The organism is Bacillus sp. VA13, from assembly GCF_055710085.1.
Genome location: NZ_JBVQPP010000005.1, coordinates 43,462 through 55,852 on the forward strand (window position 1 = coordinate 43,462; position 12,391 = coordinate 55,852).

Annotated in this window: 12 protein-coding genes and 1 riboswitch; of the genes, 7 read left to right on the plus strand and 5 right to left on the minus strand. The window is 44.8% G+C overall.

Annotated elements, in window-relative coordinates:
* Positions 1-43 precede the first annotated feature (43 nt).
* A complete protein-coding gene (pgoN, locus tag AC0C66_RS17810) occupies positions 44-874 on the plus strand; it encodes a glyoxal/methylglyoxal reductase (RefSeq protein ID WP_003221597.1) in 831 nt (276 codons plus the stop codon).
* A gap of 29 nt (positions 875-903) precedes the next feature.
* Here pgoN and modB read toward each other — a convergent pair whose 3' ends face one another.
* Complete coding sequence (gene modB / locus AC0C66_RS17815) at positions 904-1,596, minus strand: molybdate ABC transporter permease subunit (protein ID WP_133058570.1); 693 nt, start codon at positions 1,594-1,596, stop codon at positions 904-906.
* Positions 1,568-2,350 carry a molybdate ABC transporter substrate-binding protein gene (modA, locus tag AC0C66_RS17820; protein WP_072181909.1) on the minus strand — a complete coding sequence of 261 codons (783 nt, stop codon included), beginning with the start codon at positions 2,348-2,350 and terminating at the stop codon, positions 1,568-1,570. The genes modB and modA overlap by 29 nt, the downstream gene beginning before the upstream one ends.
* 110 nt (positions 2,351-2,460) lie before the next feature.
* Between modA and AC0C66_RS17825 the strand changes: the two genes are divergently transcribed.
* Positions 2,461-3,387: a substrate-binding domain-containing protein gene (locus AC0C66_RS17825; protein WP_072181928.1), complete on the plus strand. Its 927-nt coding sequence runs from the start codon at positions 2,461-2,463 to the stop codon at positions 3,385-3,387.
* Between the two features lie 26 nt (positions 3,388-3,413).
* Here AC0C66_RS17825 and AC0C66_RS17830 read toward each other — a convergent pair whose 3' ends face one another.
* Together AC0C66_RS17830 and AC0C66_RS17835 are read right to left on the minus strand one after the other, a co-directional pair.
* On the minus strand, positions 3,414-5,267 hold the full coding sequence (locus AC0C66_RS17830) for an LTA synthase family protein (protein ID WP_072181910.1): 1,854 nt from the start codon (positions 5,265-5,267) through the stop codon (positions 3,414-3,416).
* A 99-nt stretch (positions 5,268-5,366) separates the two neighbouring features.
* On the minus strand, positions 5,367-5,849 hold the full coding sequence (locus AC0C66_RS17835) for a metal-dependent hydrolase (RefSeq protein WP_061187941.1): 483 nt from the start codon (positions 5,847-5,849) through the stop codon (positions 5,367-5,369).
* A gap of 168 nt (positions 5,850-6,017) precedes the next feature.
* Here AC0C66_RS17835 and sspJ point away from each other — a divergent pair, with 168 nt between their 5' ends.
* Both sspJ and AC0C66_RS17845 read left to right on the plus strand, forming a co-directional pair.
* Positions 6,018-6,158 (plus strand): small acid-soluble spore protein SspJ, encoded by a 141-nt coding sequence (gene sspJ / locus AC0C66_RS17840; RefSeq protein ID WP_003240697.1) that lies wholly within the window; start codon positions 6,018-6,020, stop codon positions 6,156-6,158.
* Positions 6,159-6,276: 118 nt separating this feature from the next.
* Positions 6,277-6,456: riboswitch (Lysine riboswitch) on the plus strand.
* A gap of 104 nt (positions 6,457-6,560) precedes the next feature.
* Entirely contained in the window at positions 6,561-7,970 is a 1,410-nt protein-coding gene (locus AC0C66_RS17845) for an amino acid permease (RefSeq protein ID WP_072181911.1), read from the plus strand.
* A gap of 354 nt (positions 7,971-8,324) precedes the next feature.
* On the opposite strand, the gene AC0C66_RS17850 is transcribed toward AC0C66_RS17845, so the two are convergent.
* The gene (locus tag AC0C66_RS17850; RefSeq protein ID WP_061187944.1) at positions 8,325-9,272 is read right to left on the minus strand and encodes an iron-hydroxamate ABC transporter substrate-binding protein; all 948 of its coding nucleotides are present in this window, start codon (positions 9,270-9,272) and stop codon (positions 8,325-8,327) included.
* Positions 9,273-9,476: 204 nt separating this feature from the next.
* On the opposite strand from AC0C66_RS17850, the gene AC0C66_RS17855 reads away from it, so the two are divergent.
* The 3 genes from AC0C66_RS17855 to AC0C66_RS17865 are packed head-to-tail and all read left to right on the plus strand — an operon-like array spanning position 9,477 to position 12,358.
* Entirely contained in the window at positions 9,477-10,523 is a 1,047-nt protein-coding gene (locus tag AC0C66_RS17855; RefSeq protein ID WP_014115136.1) for a FecCD family ABC transporter permease, read from the plus strand.
* Positions 10,523-11,533: a FecCD family ABC transporter permease gene (locus AC0C66_RS17860; protein WP_014115135.1), complete on the plus strand. Its 1,011-nt coding sequence runs from the start codon at positions 10,523-10,525 to the stop codon at positions 11,531-11,533. Before AC0C66_RS17855 ends, AC0C66_RS17860 begins: the two co-directional genes overlap by 1 nt.
* A 15-nt stretch (positions 11,534-11,548) precedes the next feature.
* A complete protein-coding gene (locus AC0C66_RS17865) occupies positions 11,549-12,358 on the plus strand; it encodes an ABC transporter ATP-binding protein (RefSeq protein ID WP_061187946.1) in 810 nt (269 codons plus the stop codon).
* Positions 12,359-12,391: the final 33 nt, after the last annotated feature.

Consider the following 12,391-nt stretch of genomic DNA (forward strand, 5'->3'; position numbering starts at 1 on the left):
ATAATATAGACGCTTACATTTCAGTGAAAGGGTGGATGTTCAAGTGCCAACAAGTTTAAAAGATACTGTAAAGTTACATAACGGAGTGGAAATGCCTTGGTTCGGTCTTGGTGTTTTTAAAGTAGAAAATGGAAGTGAAGCGACTGAATCAGTGAAAGCGGCGATTAAAAACGGCTACCGCAGCATTGATACAGCAGCTGTCTACAAAAATGAAGAAGGCGTTGGCATCGGGATCAAGGAATCCGGTGTGGCAAGAGAAGAGCTCTTTATTACATCAAAAGTATGGAATGAAGATCAAGGCTACGAAACAACGCTTGCTGCCTTTGAAAAAAGCTTGGAAAGACTTCAGCTTGATTACTTAGATCTATATTTGATCCACTGGCCTGGCAAGGATAAATATAAAGATACATGGCGTGCGCTTGAAAAGCTGTATAAAGACGGCAAAATCCGCGCAATTGGTGTCAGCAACTTCCAAGTTCATCATTTAGAAGAACTGCTGAAAGACGCAGAAATCAAACCGATGGTGAACCAAGTAGAATTTCACCCTCGTTTGACGCAGAAAGAATTAAGAGATTACTGCAAAGCGCAAGGCATTCAGTTGGAAGCGTGGTCTCCGCTCATGCAGGGACAGCTTTTGGATAACGAAGTGCTTGCACAGATTGCTGAAAAACACAATAAATCTGTGGCTCAAGTCATTTTGCGCTGGGATCTGCAGCATGAAGTGGTAACAATTCCAAAATCCATCAAAGAACACCGTATCATCGAAAACGCTGATATTTTTGATTTCGAATTGTCTCAGGAAGACATGGACAAAATTGACGCGTTAAACAAAGATGAGCGTGTCGGTCCAAATCCCGATGAGCTCCTGTTCTAATGAAAAACTCCCCGTCACGGGGAGTTTTTTTAGTGTGTTTTTTTCTGTTGAATGAAAAACAGCATCAAAAAGGAAATGACGACAATACAGACGACCCACGCCCAGGCTAGGGTATTGTTGCCGGAATCCAATGCGACATAAATGGCCGTCGGCAGTGTTTGCGTAACATCGGGGATGTTCCCTGCAAACATGAGTGTTGCGCCAAATTCTCCGAGCGCCCGCGCAAGGCTGAGGATGCTTCCGGTCAGCAATGAAGGATAGGCGAGCGGGACTGAAATATGGATAAATACCTTCCATCTGCTTGCGCCGTCTAGCATTGCCGCGCCCTGTATATCGGGATCAATGTCAGCAAATCCGGTTTTGGCGGATTGATACATGAGCGGAAAGGCTACAACCGCCGAGGCGATTACAGCGGCCCACCAGGTGAAAATGACAGGCTGCTGAAAGACCCACTCGATGGCTTGACCGATAAAACTGTGCTTTCCGAAAATGACGATCAAGATAAAACCGACAACAGTAGGCGGAAGAACGAGCGGAAGCATAAAAAATGTTTCGAGCGCCGTTTTTCCGAAAAATGATGCCCGCGACATCCATGCTCCAGCCAGTGTTCCGAGAATAATGACAACAATTCCGGCAACTGCCGCCACCTGAAAGGAAAGCAAAACAGGTGTGAAAAACTCTGAAGCGCTTATGCTACTCAGCAGTAAAACCATATTTCTCAAATACTTTCATTGCTTCATCAGATTGCAGGTACTCGTAAAATTCCTTCGCTTCCTTACGGTGTTTTGTATCTTTTACAATTCCTAACGGATAGACAATCGGGCTGTGTGTATCTGCTTTTGCCTCGTCAATGATTTTAGCCTTTTTTGAGATCAGAGCGTCTGTTTTATAAACAACGCCTGCGTCTACATTGCCTGTTTCAACATAAGAAAGAACTTGGCGAACGTCTTTTCCGTATACGATCTTATCCTTCACTTTGTCCCATAGAGACAGCTTTGTCAGTGATTCTTTCCCGTAAGCTCCTGCCGGCACGGATTCCGGCGTTCCGAGGGCGATTTTTTCTGAATCAGCCAGATTGCTGAAGCGAGTCACAGGCGAATCGCCGTTTTTCGGCACGACCAGCACAATTTCATTGCCGACTAAATCAGTGCTGTCTTTTTTGGCGATATCCCCATCATCCACCAGCTTTTGAAATTTATCCTCAGCAGCTGAGAAGAACAGGTCAGCTCCTGCTCCTTGAGAAATCTGTTTTTGCAAGGCGCCGGATGAGCCATAGTTATCTTGGATTGTAATGTTTTGATGTTCTTTTTCGTAATTCTTTTGGATTTCCTCAAGTGCATCCTGTACACTGGCGGCAGCTGAGATGGTTAACGTAACTTTTTTCTCGCTGTCCGTTGAAGACTGGTTTGAAGAACAGCCTGCTGCAAGCAGAAAAGCGGTTAAGGCTGCGATTAAAATAGAATACTTCTTAAACATGATTGCACCCCTTATCATTAGATATAACTAATTATAACTGATTATGTTTGGTTTATGTGGGTTTTTTTACATTCGACGAAAAGGTATAATAAAATAGGAGAGTGATGATGATGAATGAAACCTCTTCCTATACGATAGAAGAAGTTGCAGGTCTGCTGAAGGTATCAAAGCTGACCGTTTATGATTTGATTAAAAAAGGCGTGCTGCCTGCTTACCGTGTCGGAAGGCAGATGCGTGTGGATGAAGAAGATTTAAAGCAATATAAAACGAATATGAGAATGTCTCAGCCCATCGCTGCAACAGAAGCGCTGAAACAGGTGCAGGAGGCTGAGCCGGACGGCAGACCGAATGTCATGATCAGCGGACAGGACATTTCGATGGATATGCTCAGTAAGCATTTGGAGAATGCCATTCAGGAGACGCCGCTCCGCAAATACAAAGGAAGCTTAAACAGCCTGATTGATATGTATCAAGGAAAGTGTGACATTGTCAGCCTCCATTTGTACGATGCAGAAACCAGCCAGTATAACGCGCCTTATGTGAAACGGATTTTGTCAGGTGAACCGTTTTGTCTGATCAATGTCGTTCTCCGCAAAGCAGGACTGTATGTTCAAAAAGGGAATCCGAAAAACATTCAAGGCTGGGAAGACTTGAAAAGGACCGATATCCGGATTATCAACAGGGAAAAGGGTTCGGGCGCAAGGGTGCTCCTTAATGAACAGCTTGGCTTGCTTGGTGTGAATCCGGCTGATGTAAAGGGATACGGCGAAATCGTGACCGATCATTACGCTGTCGCTTCACAAGTCTCAAGCGGACAGGCTGACGCAGGAATCGGGGCGCAGCACGCGGCACATATGGGCAGTGTTGATTTTATCCCGCTTATCGACGAACAATATGATATCGTCGTTTTGAAAAAACATGAGCAGCTGCTGAAGGCAGTGATGGAGATCTTGAATTCTGAGGAATATAAGGCGAATCTGTCTCATTTAAACGGCTATCACACAAAGCTGACCGGTAAAGTAATGTTTGAAACGTAAAAAATCCCTCTGTACAGAGGGATTTTTTATTCATAAAAACGGAGCAGGTCGCCGTTTAAGATTTTATCAGAGAAAGACAGCTCTTCGTTTGCTTTCTCCTTATAAGGGAGGCACTCATTCTGATCTTCCAGCGCTTCACCTGTTTTTTGGCTGTAGCACGTGTTTTTCGTGTATACATAGTCGTTCGTTATAAAACTGCCGTTTCTCAGCACGGCGAATGGGGTGCGGTCATCTGACAGCAAATCGTTGCCGAATTGAATATCGCCCTTTGTTTCAATGCCTAGCAAATGCATCAGTGTCGGCCTGACGTCGACCTGCCCTCCGGCGTCAGAGATGGTTTCCGGCTTTTGATCGGTAATTCCCGGGATATGTATAATAAACGGTACCCGCTGGAGCTGAACGTTGTCATACGGCGTGATTTCATCTTTCCCTAAAAACTCAGCCATCGCATCGTTATGGGCTTCTGAAATCCCGTAATGATCTCCCATAAACACGATCATCGAATTTTCGTATAAGCCCTCGTTCTTCAGTTTTTTGATAAAATGCTTCAATGCCTCATCTTCATAGCGAACCGTTGTCACATAACGGTTTAGCAGGTCGCTGCTTGAATCGTATTCATCAATCAGCTGATCCTTTTCATCAATCTCAAACGGAAAATGATTCGTTAATGTGATGAAACTGCTGTAGAACGGCTGCGGCAGGCTTTTCAGCTTTCCGGCTGACTGCTCTAAAAATTCCTTATCCTTTAAGCCCCAGCTTGTTGATGTTCCGGGAGTGACATGGAAGTCATCAACATCAAAAAAGCGGTCAATCCCAAATGTATCGTACATCACATTTCGGTTCCAAAATGTTTTATGATTGGCGTGAAAGACGGCTGAATAATAATCATGTTGTTTCAGCGATTTGTACATCGTATGAAATTGATGGTCGCTTTTCGTGAAAAAGACGGCGCCGCTAAGGGAAGGATACAGCGAGTTAGCGACGATGAATTCTGAATCAGATGTTTTGCCTTGTTCGGTTTGCTGATAGAAATGATCAAAGTAATAGCTTTTTTTGATGAAATCATTCATAAACGGGGTAATTTCTTTTCCATTTACCTTTTCATTCAGAACAAAGCTTTGGGTCGATTCAAGCGTCACAAAGATGACGTTGCGCCCCTTTGCCAGCCCAAACTTGCTTTGGTCAGGCTTGCTGTAATCAGCCTCTGTGTAGTTTTTAATGGCAGTCATGCTGTCTTCATCTGCAAATGCTTTCGCGCTTATATTCACAGTCTGAGATATCGTATCGTAGATATGAAATTGAAACAGACCGATGCTTTTGACGAGCATTTCCCGGTCAAAGGAATGTGCCAAAAGCCTCGGCTGCTGTACTTCTGCAAGTGCCAGGGTGCATAAAATCATGCCGCAGGAAGCTGCATAGTACCGTTTGACCGTGCGGGATGCGGCTTTTGTCTGCGAGTGTTTCTCTTTTCGGGCAAGCAGCAGAAGAAAAACCAAATCCGCAAACAGGGCGATAAACAGAGGGTTGAACAGTTCTTTTACACTGCTGCCCATATCGCTCATGTTACTGGCCTGAAACAAAACCGGGATGGTAATAAAATCGATATAAAAGCCGTAAAAAATCGTGTTGGAAATCAAGATTACAGTCAGAACCAAATTGGCAATCAGCAAAAAGACCCGCTGCTTATTTTCTTTCAGAAGCAGGCCGATCCCGAATAAAGGAAGGATAAAGCTGAGCGGGTTGATCAGCAACATCAGCTCCTCCAACAGAGAATCGATCTGCAAATCAAAGCCGAGTTTATAGATCGCATACGTTTTGATCCACATGAATACGATCGAAATACATAAAAACCGCTGATTGTGAAAAAAGGTTCCTTTCATTAATATGACTCCTCACGTTTTCTTGATCATCTGCATGAAATGCTTCTTATGTAAAACCTACTAAAAACAGCCCGTTCAGACAAGTGTCAGCACTCACGTTTAAAACATGCGTCCATGAAACAGCATATAAAAGTAGTAACATGAAGCAATTGTCAGCCCGGCTAACACGAGCTGCTCGGAAAAACTGCCTGTCTTCATATATAGTGGGAGCCGCACGCGGATCGTTGAAGGGAATAATAATTTGATTCCGTTCACCGTCCAAGCGTCAAGAATCAAATGGCTCGCCATTCCGATCATCAGTCCGGTTGATATGTTTTTATCTGGAATATATGTGCCTGTGATAAAAAACATGATGAGCAGAAACAGCAGGCTGTGCGTAAAGGTTCGGTGGCCAAAAACGGAGCTGACCACTTTCGATAAAATAGGAAATCTTCTCCCGATTTTGCTTTGCGTGTGGCAGATATCGGGTATCAATGCCCCAACCGCGCCTGACGCAGCCATAAGCACTGGATCAAATCCATAATAATAAGCCACTGCCGTACAAGAAGCGATGCCTCCCATGATGTGTGTTTTTCCTGTCATTTCCCGCTTCTCCTTTTATCTTTTGCAAAAAATCTCTGAATTACAAATATATCAAGAGAATGTATGTTTGATCAACAGGACTTTGTACGATAAAAAATTTCCCGCATAATTTCTCAAGGAAAAAGGCATCTTAAACATGTACCTATTTTCTATAAAGAGGTGATACGAATGGGTTTCTTTAATAAAGATAAAGGAAAACGTTCTGATAAAGAAAAAAACGTAATCCAGGGAGCTCTTGAAGATGCCGGTTCAGCTCTAAAAGATGATCCGCTTCAAGAAGCTGTGCAAAAAAAGAAAAATAATCGATAAACCACAGTGCGGATAGGGCTTGTCTCTATCCGTATTTTCCATCTGTTCCCTTTGACAGATCATCCTTTCTTTGATAACCTTCTGGGAGTAACTGAATATTTAAATCCTCACTCTTTCTCAGTGAGGTAGAGGTTGCGCGGATGATGAGTCACACATGCTAGGCTGACAGGAGCTGTTAAACATGTGTAAAAGGCATCAGCGCCGAAGTGTGGAGAAAGCCGATCCTTCTCTATGCTGGGACTGTATCTGAATAAGTGCAGGACTGCCGCGTGCTTTTTCGCGGAGGGCTATCCGGAGATCAAGGGTGTGTGTTTCTTTAAGCATGGACTTTTGTTCAGGCTTTTTTTGCGTTTATATGATCTCGGGGTCTGGTCCGTACAAAGAATCATTGGAGGTACTGGAATGGAACAGACGAAAAAATGGGGTTTTTGGTTATTAACGGCGTTTGTCGTTGGAAATATGGTTGGATCAGGAATTTTCTCCCTGCCGAGTTCGCTTGCTACGATCGCAAGTCCGCTTGGCGCTACGTCCGCCTGGCTTTTGACGGGTGCCGGCGTGCTAATGATTGCGCTTGTCTTCGGGCACTTGTCCATTCGCAAGCCTGAGCTGACAGCGGGACCGCAAAGTTATGCGAGAGCGCTGTTTTCTGATCCGAAGAAAGGGAACGCTGCCGGATTCACAATGGTGTGGGGCTACTGGGTGGCGAGCTGGATCAGTAACGTGGCGATTATTACAAGTCTTGCCGGTTACTTGACTTCGTTCTTCCCGGTCTTGGTTGATAAACGTGAAATGTTTTCAATCGGCGGGCAAGAGGTGACACTCGGCCAATTGCTGACGTTTGCTGTATGTACAATTTTGTTATGGGGAACGCACACGATTCTTGTTTCAAGCATTAACGGTGCAAGTAAATTAAACTTTATCACAACGTTTTCGAAAGTATTAGGTTTTGTCTTCTTTATCGTTGCCGGATTGTTTGTATTTCAAACGACATTATTCGATCATTTTTATTTTCCAATTCAAGGCGAAAACGGCACAAGCATCGGAATTGGCGGCCAGGTTCACAACGCCGCAATTTCTACTCTTTGGGCGTTTGTCGGAATTGAATCAGCGGTTATTCTGTCCGGACGCGCGCGTTCTCAGCGTGATGTAAAACGTGCGACAATTACCGGATTGCTGATTGCATTGAGCATTTATATTATTGTGACTTTAATTACGATGGGCGTTCTGCCGCATGATAAGCTTGTCGGCTCTGAAAAACCGTTCGTTGATGTGCTGTATGCGATTGTCGGGAACGCGGGAAGCGTGATCATGGCCCTATTGGCGATTCTTTGCTTATTCGGAACGATGCTCGGATGGATTTTGCTTGGCTCTGAGGTTCCTTACCAAGCTGCTAAAGCAGGAGATTTTCCGGCATTCTTTGCGAAAACGAATAAAAAGGGAAGTCCGATTAATGCGCTGATTATTACAAATGTGATGTCACAGGTCTTCATTTTCTCTGTTATTTCCCGGACAATAAGTGACGCATTTACGTTTTTAACGACAGCGGCAACACTTGCGTATTTAATTCCGTATTTGGTATCAGCGATTTACAGCTTGAAGCTTGTCATCAAAGGTGAAACATATGACCAGCTAAAAGGCTCCCGCGTAAAAGACGGATTGATTGCGATTTTAGCGTGCGTATACTCATTGTTTGTGATTGTAACAGGCACAGCGGATTTAACGACATTTATTCTCGGCATCGGTTTATTCTTTGTCGGGTTGATCGTTTATCCATTTGTGGTTAAAAAGTTCCAGAAAGAAAAACAAGCATAAACAAAAGACACCTGATTTTCAGGTGTCTTTTTTATCGAAATGCAATTTCTCCTGTTAGTAATCCGATCGTTAAAATAGCTGACAGGAAAGCTGAAATAGAGAGAAAAACCTTTGCGGATAATCGCATATGCAAAAACCGTTTTTTCAGTCTCTCCAGAAAACTAAACACGACTAACACTATGATGAATACCAAGAGCACATGATAAAAAGGTTTTCCGATATAGAGCCTGTTAAAAAAACTGATCGCGATGATCATGCAGCTAAATATGACGCAAGAAAATATCCGATATGGTTCAAAATGAGCCGCTCCTTTTAATGGATGGAAAAAGAGCCGCAGGCAGGCGGCTCTTTTGTTTATTTTGTTAAGCTTTCCGTAATAAACTTCAGCTGGCCCTCTAATGAAATCGGGTCTGTAAAATAGAAGCCAATTGGGTCAATCTTATAGACATGGTCATTTTTAACGGCGCTTAGGTTCTTCCATATGGAGCTGTCAAAAACGCCGCCATCATCACCGCCTGATTGCCATGGTCCTGCGAAAATATAATCTCCGGCGAAGTCAGGGAGCTTCTCTAATGAAATACTTGTATATCCAGGACCCTGGTCAATGGCTTTTTCTTTTGTCAGCTTTGTAGCCTGCAGGCCGAGATCTTTGTAAATAATGCTTCCGCCTCTTCCAAAATCTTTACCGAATACGTAAATGTCTTTTCCATTCGTTTGCATAATGGAAATTGTTTTGTCACCGACGGCTTTTTTGATTTTTGTTTTAGCTGCCGCAACTTTGTTATCCCACTCAGCCAGCCATTTTTCCGCTTTATCTTCAGTTCCCGTCATTTTTGCGAATTCTTTCAGCTGTTCGATATTGTCGAGCTTATCGTATTTTACCGCGACAGTCGGCGCGATTTTCTCAAGCTTTTTAATATCAGCGCCTTGCGTTGTCCAGACAATAATCAAGTCAGGATTCAAATCAATGACTTTTTCAATGGACGTGCCGTCTCCGATGTTTGTGACACCATCGGTTTTTCCTTTGTAGTAAGGGTTTTTAAATACATTCTCAGGCGCACCGACGACGTTGATGCCCAGTGTTTTGAAGTAGCCGTAGTAGCCGTCAGCCATGACAACCACCCGTTTAGGATGTTTAGGAATTTTCACATTTCCGTTTTCAGCCTTGTATGTAATGGTTTCTTCGTCTTTTGAATCAGAGGAAGAGCCTTTGCTTTCTGAGTTATTTCCGCAGGCTGCCAGCGCTGCAATTAATAGCATGGCAAAAAATGCGGCTCCGAGTTTCTTATAGATATGGGTCATATCTCATACCTTCTTTCTGGAAAATAGGTGATAAAGAGAATCATTATCAATGTGATTATACCATCGCAAGAGCCAGTTGACACGATATTTTTGCAATTATATTCTCATTTTTGTTTAAAACGCTCTATTAAATCAGCGGAAAAAAGTGATATACTGGAACAGCAATTGATAATCATTATCAGTATCGGAAAGGAAGTACGGCTGTTGAGTCAAAAGAAAAATAGACAGACCACATCAGAAGAAATCCAATGGACGTCAAGGTCATATGGCGCGGTCATTGTCCTTATTGCAGGGATATGCTTACTATGCCTTGGCGCGCTTTTATCCATATCTCTCGGTGCAGCGGATATTCATTTGCGCACTGTGTGGGACGCCATCTTTCATTTTCAGCCGACAGAGACGTCCCACCAAATTATACACGATCTTCGGCTGCCAAGAACGGCTGCTGCCGCACTTGTCGGCGCATTGCTAGCAGTGTCGGGAGCGATCATGCAGGGGATGACGAGAAACCCTTTGGCAGAGCCTTCGATTATGGGCGTTACATCGGGCTCCGCGTTTGCCGTTTCGATTGCGTTTGCCTTTTTCCCCGGACTTTCTGCTATGGGGCTTGTGCTATGGTCCTTTGCAGGAGCGGGGCTGGGGGCATCGACGGTAATGGGTATCGGCATGTTTTCAAGGGGCGGACTTACGCCTGTAAAACTTGCTCTCGCGGGAACGGCTGTTACTTATTTCTTTACGGGCATTTCAACCGCCATTGCAATCCGCTTTGATGTCGCTCAGGATATCAGTTTTTGGTACGCAGGCGGAGTAGCGGGCGTGAAATGGTCAGGTGTCCAGCTTTTGCTTCTCGCAGGGGCTGTCGGTTTAACGCTGGCGTTTATCATCGCCCGGTCTGTGACAGTGTTAAGTCTCGGTGATGAGCTGGCGAAAGGGCTTGGACAATATACATCAGCGGTAAAACTGGTTGGCATGCTTGTCGTTGTGATTTTGACGGGAGCTGCGGTTTCCATAGCTGGCACCATCGCATTTATCGGACTGATCATTCCGCATATTACCCGGTTTTTGGTCGGTGTAGATTATAGGTGGATTATTCCTTGCTCGGCAGTGCTCGGCGCTGTTTTGCTTGTGTTTGCTGACATTGCGGCAAGACTCGTAAATGCGCCCTTTGAAACGCCTGTCGGCGCGCTGACTTCTCTAATCGGCGTTCCCTTTTTCTTTTATTTGGCACGCCGTGAAAGGAGAGGGCTGTAATGAAAACAAAAACGAAAAAGCCATTCTTTGTGATGGCTGTGACCTTTCTGCTCATCGTGCTGGTATTTTTTATCAGTCTAAATTTGGGCGTCATCAAAATTGCACCGCTTAAAACGCTTCAGGTCTTTTTCGGCCAAGGAACGGCGCGTGACGAGCTTGTTTTATTTGAGTTCAGGCTTCCCCGGATCATCCTTTCCTTGCTCGTTGGGGCAGGAATCGCTGTTGCTGGAGCCATTTTGCAAAGCGTGTCTCAAAATGATCTGGCTGAGCCCGGTATTCTCGGAATTAACGCCGGCGGCTCTCTTGCTGTTGTGCTTTTTATTTACTTTTTTCAAGAGTCAGCTTCAGACCTCAGCTTTTTCGGTACATTTATGCTGCCGTTCAGTGCGTTGGCGGGTGCGATCCTCGCCGCGTTTCTCATTTATCTTCTGGCTTGGAAAAAAGGCGTGACCCCGATTCGCCTGATTTTAGTCGGCATTGGTGTGAATGCCGGATTTAACGCCCTGTTGCTGATTTTTCAGCTCAAGATGGACCCTCATGATTTTATGCAAGCCGCGGTTTGGATATCCGGCTCGATATGGGGGGCGAACTGGAATATGATCTGGGCGATTCTCCCTTGGATTGTGATCTTGCTTCCGTTTACTTTATATAAGGCACGCTATTTGAACATTTTACAGCTTGGAGACCAATTAGCGACCGGGCTGGGCACTGCTGTGGAAAGGGAAAGACGGATTCTTCTTCTGGCAGCGGTCACACTTGCCGCTTCATGCGTGGCAGCTGCAGGGGGCATTGCGTTTCTCGGATTGATCGCGCCCCACGTGGCAAGAAGGCTTACCGGTCCCCGTCACCAGACGCTGATACCGGTCTCCGCCTTCATCGGCGCATTTCTGTTTTTGCTCGCAGATACGCTGGCGAGAAATGTATTGGCACCGTCAGAAATTCCGGTTGGACTTGTCATTTCCGTGTTAGGTGCGCCTTACTTTATTTATTTATTGATGAAAGCGAATTAGAGGAGGGGGCCGAATATGAATTCATTATCAACAGATCAGCTTGGAATCGGTTATGGCGACAGGGTGATTGTAGAAGAGTTAAATATATCGATTCCTAAAGGGAAAATTACCACCCTAATCGGCCCGAACGGCTGCGGGAAATCAACGATATTAAAAACAATGTCCAGAATTATGCGTTCACATGCAGGGACCGTCTATTTAAACGGCAAAGCGATTCATAAAATGTCTACAAAGGACATTGCGAAAGATATGGCGATTCTGCCGCAGACACCTGAAGCGCCGAGCGGTTTAACGGTGTATGAATTGGTATCGTACGGCAGGTTTCCGCATCAGTCAGGATTCGGCAGATTAAATGATGAAGACCGCCGGATTATCAAATGGGCGCTTGAAGAAACAGGCATGGCTGAATTTGCTGAAAGGCCGATTGAGGCACTGTCAGGCGGACAGCGTCAGCGCGTGTGGATTGCCATGGCGCTTGCACAAGGGACTGAATTGCTGCTGCTGGATGAACCTACAACGTATCTTGATCTCGCACACCAGCTTGAAATTCTTCAGCTGCTTGACAGACTCAACAAAGAGCAGGGGCGGACGATTTTAATGGTCATTCATGATCTTAACCACGCAGCCCGTTTTTCTCATTATATGATCGCGCTCAAAAAAGGCACGGTCATCAAGGAAGGCACCGCACTGGAGGTCATGACACCGGACATTTTGAAGCAGGTATTTCAGATTGATGCCGAAATCGTGACTGATCCCCGTACAAATAAACCTGTATGCTTGACCTATGATCTGATTAAAAATGAAAAAGCGCTTGTTTCTGTGTAAGAAAAATCCCGGTTCAGAGCCGGGATTTTTTTA